This window comes from Pseudarthrobacter sp. YAF2, from assembly GCF_052113345.1.
GTDB lineage: Bacteria > Actinomycetota > Actinomycetes > Actinomycetales > Micrococcaceae > Arthrobacter.
The window spans coordinates 385017-400719 of record NZ_JBFRDA010000002.1 but is presented as its reverse complement, the minus strand read 5'-3'; the positions used below and the strand labels follow the sequence as shown (position 1 = coordinate 400719).

General features: G+C 66.4%; 17 protein-coding genes, 1 tRNA gene and 2 pseudogenes. 11 read left to right on the top strand and 9 right to left on the bottom strand.

Annotation, left to right across the window (positions count from 1 at the left end):
• The 4 genes and pseudogenes from aspA to htpX form a co-directional block, all read left to right on the top strand.
• Positions 1 to 264 (top strand): annotated as a pseudogene (aspA, locus tag AB4Y79_RS03885) (aspartate ammonia-lyase); the annotation flags it as partial.
• A 149-nt stretch (positions 265 to 413) separates the two neighbouring features.
• The gene (locus tag AB4Y79_RS03880; protein WP_441858883.1) at positions 414 to 1724 is read left to right on the top strand and encodes a dicarboxylate/amino acid:cation symporter; all 1311 of its coding nucleotides are present in this window, start codon (positions 414 to 416) and stop codon (positions 1722 to 1724) included.
• Positions 1725 to 1743: 19 nt separating this feature from the next.
• A pseudogene (locus AB4Y79_RS03875) lies at positions 1744 to 1908 on the top strand (MFS transporter); the annotation flags it as partial.
• A 31-nt stretch (positions 1909 to 1939) separates the two neighbouring features.
• Entirely contained in the window at positions 1940 to 2806 is an 867-nt protein-coding gene (gene htpX, locus AB4Y79_RS03870; RefSeq protein ID WP_441858881.1) for a zinc metalloprotease HtpX, read from the top strand.
• A 196-nt stretch (positions 2807 to 3002) separates the two neighbouring features.
• Here htpX and AB4Y79_RS03865 read toward each other — a convergent pair whose 3' ends face one another.
• The gene (locus AB4Y79_RS03865) at positions 3003 to 3494 is read right to left on the bottom strand and encodes a YajQ family cyclic di-GMP-binding protein (protein WP_018760541.1); all 492 of its coding nucleotides are present in this window, start codon (positions 3492 to 3494) and stop codon (positions 3003 to 3005) included.
• Positions 3495 to 3680: 186 nt separating this feature from the next.
• Between AB4Y79_RS03865 and AB4Y79_RS03860 the strand changes: the two genes are divergently transcribed.
• The 3 genes from AB4Y79_RS03860 (at position 3681) to AB4Y79_RS03850 (ending at position 4795) form a co-directional block, all read left to right on the top strand.
• Positions 3681 to 3935 carry a hypothetical protein gene (locus AB4Y79_RS03860; RefSeq protein ID WP_441858879.1) on the top strand — a complete coding sequence of 85 codons (255 nt, stop codon included), beginning with the start codon at positions 3681 to 3683 and terminating at the stop codon, positions 3933 to 3935.
• Between the two features lie 167 nt (positions 3936 to 4102).
• Positions 4103 to 4184 (top strand) — tRNA-Tyr (locus AB4Y79_RS03855).
• 185 nt (positions 4185 to 4369) lie between these two features.
• On the top strand, positions 4370 to 4795 hold the full coding sequence (locus tag AB4Y79_RS03850; protein WP_308930206.1) for a CBS domain-containing protein: 426 nt from the start codon (positions 4370 to 4372) through the stop codon (positions 4793 to 4795).
• An 88-nt stretch (positions 4796 to 4883) separates the two neighbouring features.
• Here AB4Y79_RS03850 and AB4Y79_RS03845 read toward each other — a convergent pair whose 3' ends face one another.
• Together AB4Y79_RS03845 and AB4Y79_RS03840 are read right to left on the bottom strand one after the other, a co-directional pair.
• Positions 4884 to 5891: a LysM peptidoglycan-binding domain-containing protein gene (locus AB4Y79_RS03845; RefSeq protein ID WP_441858876.1), complete on the bottom strand. Its 1008-nt coding sequence runs from the start codon at positions 5889 to 5891 to the stop codon at positions 4884 to 4886.
• 341 nt (positions 5892 to 6232) lie between these two features.
• Entirely contained in the window at positions 6233 to 6967 is a 735-nt protein-coding gene (locus AB4Y79_RS03840) for a potassium channel family protein (RefSeq protein WP_441858874.1), read from the bottom strand.
• Positions 6968 to 7039: 72 nt separating this feature from the next.
• Between AB4Y79_RS03840 and AB4Y79_RS03835 the strand changes: the two genes are divergently transcribed.
• Complete coding sequence (locus AB4Y79_RS03835) at positions 7040 to 7594, top strand: acyl-CoA thioesterase (protein WP_441858872.1); 555 nt, start codon at positions 7040 to 7042, stop codon at positions 7592 to 7594.
• Positions 7595 to 7687: 93 nt separating this feature from the next.
• On the top strand, positions 7688 to 8125 hold the full coding sequence (locus tag AB4Y79_RS03830) for a thioredoxin family protein (RefSeq protein WP_308930210.1): 438 nt from the start codon (positions 7688 to 7690) through the stop codon (positions 8123 to 8125).
• 66 nt (positions 8126 to 8191) lie between these two features.
• On the opposite strand, the gene AB4Y79_RS03825 is transcribed toward AB4Y79_RS03830, so the two are convergent.
• On the bottom strand, positions 8192 to 8470 hold the full coding sequence (locus AB4Y79_RS03825) for a putative quinol monooxygenase (protein WP_441858870.1): 279 nt from the start codon (positions 8468 to 8470) through the stop codon (positions 8192 to 8194).
• Between the two features lie 102 nt (positions 8471 to 8572).
• Between AB4Y79_RS03825 and AB4Y79_RS03820 the strand changes: the two genes are divergently transcribed.
• Positions 8573 to 10249, top strand: a complete 1677-nt coding sequence (locus AB4Y79_RS03820; RefSeq protein WP_441858868.1) for an AMP-binding protein — start codon at positions 8573 to 8575, stop codon at positions 10247 to 10249.
• Here AB4Y79_RS03820 and AB4Y79_RS03815 read toward each other — a convergent pair whose 3' ends face one another.
• The 4 genes from AB4Y79_RS03815 to AB4Y79_RS03800 form a co-directional block, all read right to left on the bottom strand.
• Positions 10250 to 10567 (bottom strand): hypothetical protein, encoded by a 318-nt coding sequence (locus AB4Y79_RS03815; RefSeq protein ID WP_441858866.1) that lies wholly within the window; start codon positions 10565 to 10567, stop codon positions 10250 to 10252.
• Positions 10568 to 10677: 110 nt separating this feature from the next.
• The gene (locus AB4Y79_RS03810) at positions 10678 to 12162 is read right to left on the bottom strand and encodes a hypothetical protein (RefSeq protein ID WP_441858864.1); all 1485 of its coding nucleotides are present in this window, start codon (positions 12160 to 12162) and stop codon (positions 10678 to 10680) included.
• A gap of 75 nt (positions 12163 to 12237) precedes the next feature.
• The gene (locus tag AB4Y79_RS03805; protein ID WP_441858862.1) at positions 12238 to 12834 is read right to left on the bottom strand and encodes a hypothetical protein; all 597 of its coding nucleotides are present in this window, start codon (positions 12832 to 12834) and stop codon (positions 12238 to 12240) included.
• Positions 12835 to 12941: 107 nt separating this feature from the next.
• Complete coding sequence (locus tag AB4Y79_RS03800) at positions 12942 to 13925, bottom strand: DNA-3-methyladenine glycosylase family protein (protein ID WP_441858860.1); 984 nt, start codon at positions 13923 to 13925, stop codon at positions 12942 to 12944.
• Between the two features lie 147 nt (positions 13926 to 14072).
• Between AB4Y79_RS03800 and AB4Y79_RS03795 the strand changes: the two genes are divergently transcribed.
• Positions 14073 to 14486 carry a VOC family protein gene (locus AB4Y79_RS03795; RefSeq protein ID WP_441858905.1) on the top strand — a complete coding sequence of 138 codons (414 nt, stop codon included), beginning with the start codon at positions 14073 to 14075 and terminating at the stop codon, positions 14484 to 14486.
• Positions 14487 to 14489: 3 nt separating this feature from the next.
• Here the strand turns inward: AB4Y79_RS03795 and AB4Y79_RS03790 are convergent, their stop codons facing one another.
• Positions 14490 to 15677, bottom strand: coding sequence for an SLC13 family permease (locus AB4Y79_RS03790; RefSeq protein WP_441858858.1), 1188 nt, complete (start codon positions 15675 to 15677; stop codon positions 14490 to 14492).
• Between the last annotated feature and the right edge of the window lie 26 nt (positions 15678 to 15703).

The following is a 15703-nucleotide window of genomic DNA, read 5'->3' as shown; positions in this document are numbered from 1 at the left end:
GCAGCCTGCCGCACCCTCACGGCCCGCTGCATCAGTGGAATCACCGCCAACACCGAACACCTGCGCCGCACCGTGGAGCAGTCCATCGGCCTGGTCACCGCCTTGAATCCCCACCTCGGCTACGCCACGGCCACCGCCATCGCCCAGGAGGCACTTGCCACCGGCAAGGGCGTAGCCGAACTCGTCCTCGAACACGGGCTCCTCACCGACGCCCAGCTCCAGGACCTCCTCAGCCCCGAACGCCTGGCAAACCTCAGCAAGTAGGCCCCACCCGCAATTCGTCCCCTGGGCCTTCGGCTCAGGGGCACATGAACGTGCCCGAATTTCGCCAACCGATGACACAGCAGCGGACCTCAGCGACGAGGACCGTCCCGGCCCGGGGCTGACTTCCCGGCATTTACCCAAGGATGGATATGAAGAACAAATCAACCATGTGGATACTCGCCGCACTAATTCTCGGAATACTCGGCGGCCTGCTGTTCCACTGGCTGCTCGCGGCAGACGCCCGCGGATCGGTCGTTACGGTCCTGGACACGGTTACGCACATGTTCCTGAACCTGATCAAGATGATCATCGCTCCACTGATCTTCGCCACCCTTGTTTCGGGCATCGCGGGAGCAGCCAAATCCGCAGGCGTGGGTAAGCTCTTTGGGCGCTCCATGATCTGGTTCCTGTCCGCCTCCGTCCTGGTGGGCGCCTTCGGTTTCATCACCGCCCACGTGCTCAACGTCGGTGACGGGCTCAACCTGATGCCGGGCGGCGATGCGGGGCTGGAATCGAAGCCCCTCGATTACCAGGCGTTTGTTATCCACATCATCCCCACGAGCGTCTTCGCCGCACTGACCGAAAACAACCCCCTCCAGATCCTCGTCTTCGGCGCTCTCTTCGGCATCGCCCTGCTGAACCTCCGGAAGAAAGGCCGCTCCTCCATAGCGGATGCCATCGACGAGCTGATGGGCGTCATGCTGAAGGTCACCGGATATGTGATGAAAGCGGCCCCGGTGGGCGTTTTTGCCGGTATCGCGGCAGCCTTTACCTCCAAGGGCCTGGATGCCTTTGCCACCTATGCCTCGTTCATCGGCGGATTCTACGTTTCCCTTTCGGTTCTGTGGGTCCTCATGATTGCCGTCGCCGTCGCTTTCCTCGGGCGGGCAGCGTTCCGCCTGGTCCGGATCGTGCGTGAACCCATGGTCATCGCCTTTGCCACCTCCAGCAGCGAAGCGGCTCTGCCCAAGCTCATCGAGGGTCTCACCAAGTTCGGCATCGAGAAACGAACCACCGGTTTCGTTCTTCCCCTGGGCTACTCCTTCAACGTTGACGGCTCCATGATGTACATGACGTTCGCCTCCGTTTTCCTCATCAACGCGTACGGCATCGACATGGACCTCGGCCAGCAGATCGCGATGACGGCCATGCTGTTGCTCAGCAGCAAGGGCATGGCCGGCGTTCCGCGCGGTTCGCTCGTGGTCGTGGCCGCCGTCGTCCCCGCCTTTGGTATTCCGGCGGCCGGTATCGGCGTCCTGCTGGTGATCGACCAAATCCTGGACATGGGACGAACCGCCACCAACATCCTTGGAAATGCCATTGCCACGGCTGTCATCGGGCGGCACCATGACATGGCGTCCAGCCTGTCGCCTGCCGCCGCCGGGGCCACGCTGGCAGCAGCTGAACCGGATGAAGAAAAGGACGACAGCAGGCAGCGCGAAACCGTCTCGACGCACTGACGGGTGCGTCTGGTTGGGGGCCGGCGGTCCGCGGATCGGCGACCTGTTGGCCGGCGGCGCGACTAGGATTCTGAATGAGGGCTGGGTCCTGCTGCTCGGCGGTGCGTTGTGCATTGCGGGCGCATGGCTGGCGGCGCAACTGCAGCCGGGATTCCGCCAGTACGACGCACGGAACCCGGTACCCTGGCGGACCGTTCCCTTAGTGAGGAGGAAACGTGCACAATCATCACAACGGCTTGAAGACGGCGGCGCTGTTCGGCGTCCTGTGGGCGGTGCTGCTGGGCCTTGGCGGACTGATCGGGGTGGGGACGCGCAGCTCGGCGCCCATCGTGATCATGGCGCTGATCGGCGTCGGCACCACGTTCTACGGCTACTGGAACAGCGACAAGATCGCCATCCGCTCCATGCAGGCCTTTCCGGTCGCCGAGGCGCAGGCCCCGCAGCTGTACCAGATTGTGCGTGAGCTCTCGGCCCGCGCCAACCAGCCGATGCCGCGCATCTATGTCTCGCCCACCATGAACCCCAACGCCTTCGCCACCGGACGCAACCCCCGCAATGCCGCCGTCTGTTGTACCGAAGGCATCCTGCAGCTCCTGGATGCGCGCGAGCTCCGTGGGGTGCTGGGGCACGAGCTCATGCACGTCTACAACCGCGACATCCTCACCTCCTCGGTGGCTGCCGCCGTGGCCGGCGTGATCACCTCGGTGGGGCAGATGCTGCTGTTCTTCGGCGGCGGCGACCGGCGGAACGCCAACCCGCTGGCGATGATCGCCATGGCCCTGCTGGCGCCCTTCGCGGCGTCGCTGATCCAGATGGCCATCTCCCGCACCAGGGAGTACGACGCCGATGAGGACGGGTCCCAGCTCACCGGCGATCCGTTGGCGCTAGCCTCAGCCCTGGCCAAGATTGAGCGCGGCGTCAGCATTGCACCGCTGCCGCAGGACCAGCGCCTGGTCAACGCCTCGCACCTGATGATTGCCAACCCGTTCCGCGGCGGCGCCATCAACAAGCTGTTCGCCACCCACCCGCCCATGCGGGACCGCATCGTCCGGCTGGAACGGATGGCCGGCCGGCAACTCTAGCCGCTTCCGGACGGCGCCGGGCCCGGCGTCGGAAGTGTCCCTTGGCCGGCATCCGGTGCGCGACGTGCAAACCCACCTGCGACACGCAAACCCATCGTCGAGGCACAAAACGGCCGGCGCCCCCTACATATCGGGTGCGCCGGCCATTTTGCGCAGCGGAATATTAGTTGCGCGTCGAGAACGACGGCGGCTGCACCTAGCTGCGGAAGTTCACGAACTGCAGGTCGGCTTCCTCGAAGTCCTTGAGCAGCGCCATGGTGGCCTGAAGGTCGTCACGGGACTTGGAGGAAACGCGCAGTTCATCGCCCTGGATCTGCGACTTGACCGACTTGGGGGCTTCGTCGCGGATCAGCTTGTTGATTTTCTTGGCCAGGTCCTGGGCGATGCCCTCCTTGATGGAGGCCTCCAGGCGGAACTCCTTGCCGGATGCGTAGGGCTCGCCGGTGTCCAGCGACTTCAGCGAAATGCCGCGGCGGATCAGCTTGGACTGCAGCACGTCCAGGACGGCCAGCACGCGCTCCTCGGAGTTGGCCTTCATGAGGATCTTCTCGCCGCTGAAGTCCACCTCGGCGCCGACGCCCTTGAAGTCGTAGCGCTGCGTGAGTTCCTTCTGGGCCTGGTTGAGGGCGTTGGCCACTTCCTGCTTGTCCACTTTGCTTACGACGTCGAACGTTGACTCGCCTGCCATGACTCTCCTTTTGCTGATGGGAACCCTGCACGGAACAGGGCCTGGATCACTGGGTTCAAGCCTAATACGGATGCCCGGGCCGGGGGTGGCGATGAATTCACAGTTCCCTCTCAGCGGACGCTCTGCGGGAACGAAGGCGCCCTGGTGAGAGTTGGAGCAGTTGGACCAAAGCTCGAAGGGAACACCATGCACCGCAAAGCCGCCCGTTACGTCACCCGGACCACCTCAGCTGCAGCCGGGGCGGTGGCAACAGCGGCATCCTCGGTGGCGGTGGCGGCAGTGGCGGCCTCGATCGTCTTCAGCCCGGTGGCGGATGCTTCCGCCCGGATGGAGGGGGTGCGGGCGGACCTCCAGCGGGCGGTGCAGCTGAACCAGATCACCGCGGAGCAGGCGCTCAGCTTCGAAGCCAAGCTGGCGGGGCGCATCCTGGGTGAGGCCTGATCAGGCGTCATTTCCCGTCATTTCAAGGGTTTTCGGGTGGTACTGGGCCCGATTCGATTCTTCGCCGGAAGTTCTGTAAAGTTGTCTTGCCCGCGGTTACTGGAAGCGGAACGGACCGGAAACGGACGCTCCGAACACTGCATCGGCGGGTACTTCTTTTGAAGTTCGGCAGATTACCCGAGCGGCCAAAGGGGGCTGACTGTAAATCAGCTGGCAACGCCTACGGGGGTTCGAATCCCTCATCTGCCACCCTTGGAAAAGCCTCCGGAACCATCAGGTTCCGGAGGCTTTTTCTTTCCTCTTGCCACCCTCAGCGGCCAGGCCCCTAAGCCGAAAGACGCCGTCGACACCGTGGTGGCGCGGGCGTACTCTGGCAGAATCGGCGCACGCGCCCGATGCCCTGCGTCGATAAGCCATCGATGAAGGAGGAGCGAATGAGTGCTGTACGTGAATTCATGACCACGGATGCGCGATGCATCGGTGAAAGCGAGTCCCTTGTGGACGCGGCCCGCATGATGATGGACCTCGATTGCGGCGCCCTGCCGATCTGCGGGGACGACGGGAAGTTGAAGGGCATGATCACCGACCGCGACATTGTGCTCAAGTGCGTCGCAGCCGGCCGCGACCCCGGCCAGATGACGGCCCGCGACCTCGCTTCCGGCAAACCGTTCTGCATCGACGCCGACGCCAACATTGACGCTGCCATCGACATGATGGAGAAGCACCAGATCCGCCGGCTTCCTGTGATCTCCGATCACAGGCTCGTGGGCATCATCAGCCAGGGCGACATCGCACGCAACTACTCGGAGCAGCGCGTGGGCGAACTGGTGGAACACATTTCGGAGCGCCACAGCATGTAGCGCGGCGGTGCATCGTGGCCTTGTCCGCGGATCCACCCCATGGGGCCAGGACCCGCGGACAAGTTTGTGAAGTGTTGGTTGGGCAGCGTCAGTTCAACGCGATCAGAAGCATCGTGCTGGTGCCCGGGATGCAGGTTTGCAGGATGGCCCGCGGGAACCCGCCGAAGACCGCAATCACGTCGTTGGTGGTTCCGGGATTGGGGACTGTGCCGCGGCCCGTCACCGTGTAGGTTCCGTAGCCGGGGATGCTCACCGTCTCACCCACGCCGATTCCGGAGAACCGTGCCCAGCCGCCGCAGAAATCGTGCTCGGTGATGAACAGCGAGTACCCGTCGTTCGGGGTGAAGTGGATGGGTCCGATGCATGCGTCCACCATTGACTGGCCGCCGGACCCTGCCACGTAGATGGTGCGGACGGCGGGAGCCGCCGGCGCAGGTGCCGGAGCCGCGGCGGGGGCCGGGGCCGGCGCGGGGGCGGGTGCCGCGGCTGGAGCTGGGGCCGGGGCGGCCACTGCTATGGCAGGGCCGGTCAGCAGAAGCGTCTGGCCCGGGTAGATGATGCTGTAGGTGCCCAGCCCGTTGGCCGCGAGCATGGCATTCATGTCCACGCCGTGGCTGGCAGCAATCCCGCCCACAGTGTCGCCGGAAACCACCGTGTAAACGTTGGGGTCACCTGCCGGTGCGGGGGCAGGCGCGGGCGCCGGTTCGGGGGCTGGTGCCGGGGCCGGCGGGGGCTCGGGGGCGGGCGCTGCCTCCGCTGCCGGAGCGGCCGCCGGTGCCGGCGCGGCGACGGCGGCTGCCGCATCGGGTGCGTTTTGCCCGGCCGCGTCGGCCGCGGCGCCGGATTCAACGGCGGGACCCGGCGACGGCGCGGCGGCCTCCGCAATCTGGACGGCTGCCGCAGGTGTGCCCCCGCTGACGGAGGCAGGCGGCGCCGCCATCGCGCCGACGCCCATCGCGGCCACAACGGCCGCCGTGGCCATACCGGCCCATAATTTGTTGCTGATGGCCGGACGGCCGGTGGTGAGGTCCGTCCGGGGTTCGTCGGTGACAAAGCTTCTGCTGGTGCCGTCGGAAGGGGGGAGAGGCTGGTTCATGGGAGGGCCCATCTGGGTTCGGTCCAGCCAGGACATGCGGCGCAGGCCCTTGGCGAAGGACGCATCGAGATGCCATTGCGCCGCAGGCTCCGGCAGTTGCCGGAGCCGCGGGCGACGCAAGATGGAGGCATCCGCATACCCAGAAAATGCGGAGCTCCGCGTGACGGCAGGAACGTCCGGAAGCAACCCGGTGCACCTGCCAGTGCGTGGTGGTCCTAGGAATCCCGAGTCTAGGAATCCGGCCACGGCGCAGGCACCAGTAGGGATTACCCGAGTTTTCGGCCCCGGTACTCGTCCCCGGCAGCGCGCCTACTCAGGCCCGGTGCGTCCGGTACTTGCCGCTACAGCGGCCGGCGGTCCCGCAGTTCCGCGATTTCCCGGCGCAGCAGGGCGATCTCGGCCACCAGCTCAGCCACTTCCACCCGCATGGGTTCTTCAACGGCTTCGGCCACCGATTCCGCGGTGTCCTCCACCCGCTGGACCAGCCAGGACGCGATGGACGCGGTGACCACGCCCAGCACGGCGATGCCGCTCATCATCAGCGCCGTCGCCACCAGCCGGCCAATGGGCGTGACCGGATACATATCCCCGTAGCCCACGGTGGTGATGGTGGACGTGGCCCACCACAGGGCGTCGCCGAACGTGAGGATCTTCGCGTCGGGCGCCCACTGTTCCACGTCCAGGACTGCCAGCGCGCCCACGAACACCAGCAGGGCGGCAGAGCCCGCCACATAGGTCACCACCCGGCCCCGCAGCGTTTCGCCCACGGTCCGGTGCAGTACTGACAACAGCGTCACCAGCCGCAGCAGGCGCAAAGGCCGGAAGAAGGGGAGCGCCACAATGACCAGCTCGTGGAGGTTGCGGATGAACCACTGCCGGCGGTTCTCCGCCAGCCACAAGTTCGCCGCGTAATCCAGGACGAACACACACCACGTCACCCACATGACCATTTCCAGCCAGTCCGCGCCTTGGCCCTCAAACCGGCCGATGACCTGCCACGCGTACGCCGCCAGGAAAACCAGTGCCGTTGCCATCAGGGGCCACTCCGCCAGGTCGCGGTAGCGTTGCTGCGTCATGCAGGAAATCCTACGGCGATGGAACACGCAACAGCAGAGGACCACTATGTTACCCGCGGGTAGCATTGGATCATGCACCTGCTCCTGAGAACCCTGTTCCTGCTGTTTCGTTCCTCCCGGCGCACGCCCGTGCCGGTATGGGCTGCGTCGTCCCTGCCGCTTCGCGTCCTGCCGACAGATATCGACATCGCCATGCACGTCAACAACGGCATGTACCTCTCGCTCATGGACCTTGGCCGGTTCGACCTGATGGTGCGCAGCGGTGTCTGGAAGCGGATGCGCCGGCGCGGCTGGAGTCCCGTGGTTTCCGCGGAGACCATCACGTTCCGCAAATCGCTGCAGCTGTGGCAGGACTACACCATCGAGACCCGCGTCATCGGCCTGGACGCCAAGGCGATCTTCTTTGAGCAGCGCATGGTGGCCGACGGCGAGATTTACGCGCGTGCCTACATCGCCACCCGGCTGGTCAGCAAAGGGGGCCCGGTCAGCCAGGAGGAGATCATCGCGGAGTTTGGTGCCCCGCCCGCGGACCTGGTGCTGCCCGAATGGATCCACGAATGGCGCGCCACCAGCGCCCTCCCCGGCAGCCGCACCCCGGCCCCGCACCTGTGGGATGCCAACCGCTGAGCCAGCGTCCCGTCGTCGTACGCCCGGTATTCCCGATAACGCGGGGAGCGAACACCCGCGACACAGGCAATCCCGGGCGCGTAGCGTAGACCTATGGCTACCCTTGACATCACAGGTGAACAGTTCGCATCCACGATCGAAGGCAACGATATTGTCCTGGTCGATTTCTGGGCAGAATGGTGCGGCCCCTGCAAGCAGTTCGGGCCCACGTACGCCACCGTCTCCGAGAAGCACCCGGATGTCCTCTTCACTAAGGTGGATACCGAAGCGGAACAGCAGCTCGCGGCGGAGGCAGGCATCTCCTCCATCCCCACGCTGATGGCCTTCCGCGAAAAGGTACTGGTGTTCTCACAGCCCGGCGCGCTGAACGCCCAGCAGTTGGAACAGGTGGTGGACGCGGTAAAGGCGCTGGACATGGATGAGGTCCACGCCCATGTGGCCCGCCAGCGGGAAGAGGCAGCCGCGGCAGCCGGCAAGCCTGCCGGCACCCAGAGCGGTCCCCAGGACGGCACCCAGATTCCCGACTTCTAGACCGTTATTAACGCAAAATGCGGGACCCCACACCGGGGTCCCGCATTTTGCGTTAATAACGCTGCCTCAGACGCGTTCCACCTTGACCGGTTCGGCCAGCAGCGCGCTCAACGATTCGTTCAGGTCCTGCACGGCGGTGCCCTTGGAGTGCTTGTCCAGGTCTTCCTGGGACGCCCACTGCTCGGTCAGGACCAGCTTCTCCTCTGTCGCTTCGGTCAGCTCGTATCGGATGCAGCCCGGCTCGTTCACCACCTCGTCGATCGCGATTTCCAAGGCCAGCTTGACGCGGAAGGACTCGCCGTCGTTGGGGATGAACGTTGCTATCAGGTCAATGGGTGCACTCATGGCTTTCACAATACCGGGCGCCGCCTGCCCGTCCCTTGTGTTGCGCCCGCTTCCAGCCCTGCCTTCCTTCTCCTGCCGGCATCCTGTTGGTAGCGTTCCAGCATGCGTGCTTATACAGCCGGGGACACTGAAGTCCCGCTCCTGGAAGAAACCATTGGCGCGAACTTCGAGCGCGTTGCCGCGCAGTTTCCGCTCCACGACGCACTGATCGAGGCCGCACCCGTGCCCGGCGCCGATGCGCGGCGCTGGAGCTACACCAAGATGAACGACGACGTCGACCGGTTGGCGAGGGCGCTCCTCGCCGTGGGCGTCTCCAAGGGGGAGCGGGTGGGCATCTGGAGCCCCAACTGCGCCGAGTGGACGCTCCTGCAGTACGCCACCGCCAAGGCCGGGGTGATCCTGGTGAACGTCAACCCCGCCTACCGCAGCCACGAACTCGAATTCGTCATCAAGCAAAACGGTATGCGAATGCTGGTCACGGCGCCGTCGGACACCAACAGCGACTATGTCGGCATGGCCCGCCAGGCGCTCGGCGTGTGCCCGGACCTGAAGGAACTCGTCTTCCTGCCGGACCACGGCCTGGACGCCTTGAACGCCGGCAGCCCCCAAAGCGACGCCGAACTCACGTACGCCGAACTGCTCAAACGGGCGGACGACGTGACGCATCCGCACCTGTTGGCCCGCATGGCCGAGCTCAGCCCGCACGATCCCATCAACCTGCAGTACACCTCCGGCACCACGGGATTCCCCAAAGGCGCCACGCTGACCCATCACAACATCCTGAACAACGGCTACGCGATCGGCGAGTTGCTCGGGTACACCGAACACGACCGGGTGGTCATCCCGGTGCCGTTCTATCACTGCTTCGGCATGGTGATCGGCAACCTGAACGCGCTGAGCCACGGCGCTGCGACCATCGTCCCGGGCCGCGGGTTCTCACCGGCCGCGGCGCTGGAGGCGGTACAGGATTTCGGCGGCACGTCGCTGTATGGCGTGCCCACCATGTTCATCGCCGAGCTGGCGCTCCCCGATTTTGGCTCCTATGATCTCTCCACGCTCCGGACCGGGGTGATGGCCGGTTCGCTGTGTCCCATCGAGGTGATGAACCGGGTGATCTCCGAGATGAACATGGTGGATGTGGCCATCTGCTACGGCATGACAGAAACATCTCCGGTGTCCACCATGACCCGCAAGGGTGACACGCTCCGGCAGCGCACCGAGACCGTGGGCCGGACCATGCCGCAGCTGGAAAGCCGGATCGTGGACCCGGCCACGGGAGAGGATCTGGAGCGCGGGCAGATCGGTGAACTCTGCACCCGGGGTTACGCCGTGATGTCCGGATATTGGAACCAGCCGGACAAGACGGCCGAAGCGATCGATGCCGACGGCTGGATGCACACCGGTGACCTTGCCCGGATGGACCAGGACGGGTACGTGGTGGTCGAAGGCCGGATCAAGGACATGGTGATCCGGGGCGGCGAAAACATCTACCCGCGGGAGATTGAGGAGTTCCTGTACACCCATCCCGCCATCCAGGATGTCCAGGTCATCGGGGTCCCGGATGCCAAATACGGCGAGGAACTGATGGCGTGCATCATCCTCAAACCGGGGGCAGAACCACTGGACGCGGCGGCAGTCGCCGAGTACTGCCAGGGGCGGCTGGCGCACTACAAGATCCCCCGGTACGTGGAGGTCCGCGAGAGTTTCCCCATGACGGTTTCCGGGAAGATCCGCAAAGTCCAGATGCGCGAGGAGGCTGTGGCCCGGCTGGGCCTCTGACTATTCGGGCTGCTTCACCAGGTCAAAGAGGACTTCACCGTCGCAGATTGACGTGACCTTGATGGTGTAGCCGTCAAAGGTGGCTTCCTGGCCCAGGGCGAGGCCGCGGAACTCCCGGGACGCGGGACCGCCGCTGGCGAAGAGGGCAACCGAAAGGTCCGCGGTCACCGGTTCATTCTTCAGGTGCGTGCTGGACAACCGCACGAGCGGTGTGGCGTCGGCACCGCCGGGGGCTACCGGAAGCAGCGGGAACGAGCCGTTGACGGAGGGGACGAGCCGGTAGGAACCGGCATTGGTGCAGCTGGCGCTTTTGGTCATGTCCGGGTCTTTCGTGGGGTCGGGGGAACTGGGTGCCGGGGCGGAACAGGCCGCGAGGCACAGGAGCGCCGGCATGAAGACCCAGGCGGCTGTCCGCAGCGGTTGAGGTCTCAATGGGTCACCGTCGCATCACTGAAGAGGCGGCGGAAGTCCTCTTTGGAAATGGCCATGGAAGGCTCGAATGCGCCCCATGGGTTCTGCAGGATGATGTTTCCCCGTTCATCGGTTCCGGTGACAAAGTACGCATGGTTGGCGTGGTAACCGTTCGGGGCGCCATCCGGGGCCTCGCCCAGGGTCGTCACCACAGATGGCTTGCCCCCGGAGGCTGCACCCCACAGCACGTCCGCGTCCTTGGTCCGCTCCACTTCCGGTCCTGCAAGGTACTGGAAAGCGTCCGGGCCCCAGTTGCCTTCGATGGCGCGGTAGTGGCCCGGCGGCCAGGCCTGGTCCGGGGGCGACCCTTCCTTGGTGCCGTCGTTGTTGTCGTCCTCGGTGTAGACCTGTGCCAGTGCTTTCTCGACATAGGCCGGCCAGTTGCCGCCGAAGCCGGTTTTGGCGCCCAGCTGCCCTCCGTAGGCGTTCGCCGGCAGGTCCGAGGTGACGGTGACCCACTGCTCCTGCCCGTTCTTGTCGAACAGCAGGACGGACACGGTCCCGTTGCCGTTGTCCGTGACGTGCTCCCGAGCCCAACCGGAATCGGCGTTGACCATGGCACCGGCGGCCGCCAGGACCACGCAGTCTCCGTATTGGCCTTGCCTGATGTCGTCCGCACTGGGGTGCTCGCCGATCACCGGGAAGCGGGGCTCCATCCACCGGCTTGTGCTGCTTGGGTCCGGACCTCCAGGCCTGGCGGCGTCGCCCATTGCCGTTCCGTCCGGCTGGGCCCAGGGGATGAGGTCTTTCAGCCTGTGCACTTGGTCCGCTGAGGCTTTGGACAACAGCTGGTCCAGCAGTTGCTGCCGTTCGAACGGGGTGGTTCCCTCGGAGTTGAACCATCCCTTGCCGTCGCCGGCCGCGCCGGCGCCCAGGTTGCGGAGTTCGTCGTCGGACAGCGATGCCAGCAGCTGGTTCAGCTGCGCGGGCGTGAGGGCCGTCAGGGCCTCACGCAGTCCGTTCACCTCAGCGTCATTGCCCGCGAGGAAGTTGCCGCCGGACGCAGCAGCACTGACCTTGTTGCGGAGCCGGTCGAGCTCAGCGGGCGTCAGGTTGGGTTCTCCCCGGTCTGCATGGCGTGGACTGGAGTGGTCTTCGCCAAGGAAGCTGATGTTCCCTGACCCTTTGCGGGCGTCGGGCGCTGATGTACTGGTCCTGCCTGCCGTGTCACGGGTGCCGCTGGCCCGTTCCTGCTCGTCCGCGTGCCGTGCAGCTGCTCGCCCTGCCTCTGCCAGCGCCGCAATGACTTTGCCCAGCGTGAGGCTGTGAGTGCCGTCCCAGTCACTCCGGAATCTCTCGGCGTCGGAGCCTTTCCACCGGCTTGCGTCGCGCACATCCCTGGAAAGTGCCACCCTGGTGGATGTCAGGCGGGTTGAGGAGGCTGTCAAAGCCTTCCCCAACGCACGGAGTTGGGCGACGTCGGCCCCATAGATGCCTGCCACGGTTCCCCCATATCAGTACAAGCTTCCAACAGCCTATGCGAAGGGGGCAAAGGGCTCGATGGGGAGAACTGCCCGCTAGCTCCTGCCGCTGTCCGAGGCCGGACGGCGGGACACCCGGGCCGCAACAACCGCCACCAGGACGGCCGCAGCGAGCCCTGCTGCCGCGAGCGCCAGGACGGCTGCACCGTTCGATCCGGCCCGTGACTTTAGCGGCAGGCTGGGGGTGCTGCCGCCGGTGACCTCGTTGGCCGGGATGTTCCACTCGGACGGTGCGGGGAGGATTCCCGCCGGCAGCTTCTCCTGCTGGAGCTCCCGCCGGGAGGCGAGCCGTTCCCGGACGTCCTCGGTGGGGGCGGGCTCCACGGCGTCCGCGGCCACTGCCGCCGGAAGGTCAACGATGTAGGGCTCACCGTAGAACGCCGACGATGCCACCGAGTCCAGCCAGGTGCCGGGCGGGGATTCGATGCCCCTGCGGCGGAACTCAGCCAGGAGCATGTCCCGGATCTCGTCCTCGTTCTTGCCCTCTGCGTTCGGTGCGACGTCGAAGATTGCCAGCTGGAGCTGCATCTTCCAGTCCTCGCCGGGGTCCACGGCGGCCGGGTCCTGCCCGGTTGGATCCACGTCCAGGGGTTCCCCGCCGGCCTGGTTGGTGCTGCCTGGATTGGAGCTCATGGGGTTCCTCTCAGTCGTGGTCCAGCCGTCGGGCTGGCTGGACGCCACAGCGTAGCCGTACCCATTGAGATCCGGATTAAGCACGGGCGGCCTGGCAGTTCGGAACGTCAGTGCCGGCGGTGGTCCTGGATGGTCATCCGCGGGCCGAAGGTGGGCTTGCGGTATCCGGTGCTCTGGATCATCCTCACGATGCGTTGCCGGTGCCCCCGCCAGGGTTCCAGCAGCCGGAGCATGCCGGCGTCGTCGGTCCTGCGGCCGGTGAGCGCCGCACCGATGTAGGCCGCCAGGTGGTAGTCACCCACGGAAATCGAGTCGGGGCAGCCGTGGGTGCGCTGCACTACTTCCGCGGCGGTCCAGACGCCGATCCCGGGAATCACCTGCATCTTTTCCGCGGCTTCAGCGGCCGGCAGCACTGCGAGGCGTTCAAGTGCGACGGCGGAGCGCAGCGCACGCATGACGGTGGCCGAGCGCTGGGGCCCCACGCCGGCCTTGTGCCACTCCCAGCTGGGGATCTGCAGCCACTGCGCGGCCGTTGGCGCTACGACGAGGCCGGCCGGAGTGGACAGCCCTGCGGGGGGCGCGGGCGTTCCGAAGCGGTGCACCAGGTAGCGGTAGGCGCGCCGGGCCTCAATGACCGTGACCTTCTGCTCCAGGATGATGGGCACCAGCTGATCCACCATGCGGCCGCTCGCGGGCAGGCGCAGCGACTGACTGCGCCTGCGTGCCTCCCGGACCATGCCGGGCAATGTGGCGTGGAAGGAGGGCTCGTCGAAACCCTGCCAGTCGTCGTCGGCCCCCAGGAGCCGGGGCGCTGCCTGGACGGCGGCTGCGGCCCCCGGGCCCCACGCCTGGACGTCCACCCACGGGCCGCCCGCTTCGCCGCCCGCGGGGGCCAGCCGCAGGGTGGCCGGCCCGGTGGGAGCCGTAAACGCGTTCCAGATGACGTCGCCCTGGACGCAGAAGGAAGGATCACTGTTGCCGCGCAGGAGCGGGCCAAGGGTGCGGGAAAGGCTGTAGGGCGCCTCCGGATACCAGCGCAGGGACACGTCCGCCGCGGCCGCCAGCCGGGGAGGTGCCTCTGCGATCGTCATGCCTTCCATCGTCCCACGGCCCACCGACAACGGCGGGACCATCGGCCCTTCTCCGCTACCTGGCCCCGGACTACGATCACTGCGGGTGTCGCACGGGCAGCGGATCCACTGCTGCCCAACCGCCATGCCGCAGAGAAGCAGGAGGCCATTGTGGGCGGAGTAGTGCATTTCGAGATTCCCGCGGACGACCAGGAGCGGGCCAGGAAGTTCTACCAGGAGGCCCTGGGGTGGCGCGTTGAACCTGTCCCGGGCATGGACTACAGCATGGTCATCACGACGGACATGGATGCGGCCACGGGCCAGCCAACCGCCGCCGGAGCGATCAATGGCGGAATGATGGCCAGGGAGGGGCGGGTCACCCACCCGGTCATTACGGTGGACGTTCCGGACATCAACGCCACGCTGAAGACCGTCGAAGGGCTCGGGGGTGCCGTTGTCATCCCCAGGAGTGAGATCCCGGGCGTGGGCTACACGGCATACTTCCAGGATTCCGAGGGCAACGTGATGGGGCTCTGGGAGAACGTGGCCCCGCAGGCCCCCGGAACCCCGGACGGCGCCTGAAGGTCAGGGCATCCCTGAAACCAGCCACAGCGCCAGCACTGCCAGCGGCACCGTCAGCACGACGGCCACCAGTCCGGCCACGGCAAACCCGCCCCACCTGACGGGGACGTTCAGCACCCGTAGCCGCTCATGCCACAGCAGCGTGGCCAGCGAAGCCCACGGGCTCACCAGCGGACCGAGGTTCACGCCGATGAGCAGCGCGGCAAGCCTGGCCGGTGAACCAGCCACCGGCTCCAGGGCCAGGTAGGCGGGAAGGTTGTTCGCAGCGTTGGCCGCCCCTGCGCCCAGCCCGGCCAGTTGCAGGAGCGCCGGCAAACCGTCGCCCGACCCGGCAATGCCGGCCAGCAACGTGGTGAGCCCTTGCGCGTGCAGCGTTTCCATGAGCATGAACAGGCCCACCGTCAGCATCAGCGGCCGCCAGGGGACCATCGACCACCGCAAAGCCGAGGGCCTGCGGCGCAGGAAGACCGCCAGGAGGACCGACGCCGCGGCAAGGGCGGGGTACTGGACCGGGACGCCTGACACCAGCGCCGGCAGCAGGACCAGGAGCGTCACGGCGGCAGCCTTCAGCAGGGTGCGGTCTCGCACGGGATGCGCGGGCTGCGGCCCGTAGTTGCCGCGCAGGTCCCGGCGGAACGCCAGCCACAGCAGGATGAGGGGGACCAGCAGGCCCACGACGGCGGGGGCCCACACCAGTCCCGCGAAGCGCCAGGGAGTCAGGCCAAGCCGGTCCTGGGCCAGGAGGTTGGTCAGGTTGGAAACGGGCAGCAGCAGTGATGCGGTGTTTGCCAACCAGATGCTGGTCAGCGCGAACGGCAGCGGGGGGATCCGGGCGTGGACGGCCAGGAGGACAACCACCGGTGTCACCAGCACCGCCGTCGTGTCCAGGGACAGGAATACCGTGGCCACCGTGGCCACGGCAACCACCAGCAGCCACAGGGTGAAAACGCGGCCCCGGCCCATCGCAGCCAGGCGGTCCGTCACTACCCGGAACAGCCCTGCCTCGTCCACCAGCTCGGTAACCAGGGACATTGCGAGCACGAACGCAAGGATGGGAATAGTGCGCCCGGCCAACTCGCCGAAGGCCGGGATGGGGAGGGCGCCGACAGTGAGGGCGGCCAGGCCTGCTGCCAGGGTTGCGCCGGGCAGCAGGTAGCTCCGGGCGGCTTTCAGCCATGCGAACTGCTTCACCGGCCTATCCTCGCATCCCGGGCAGG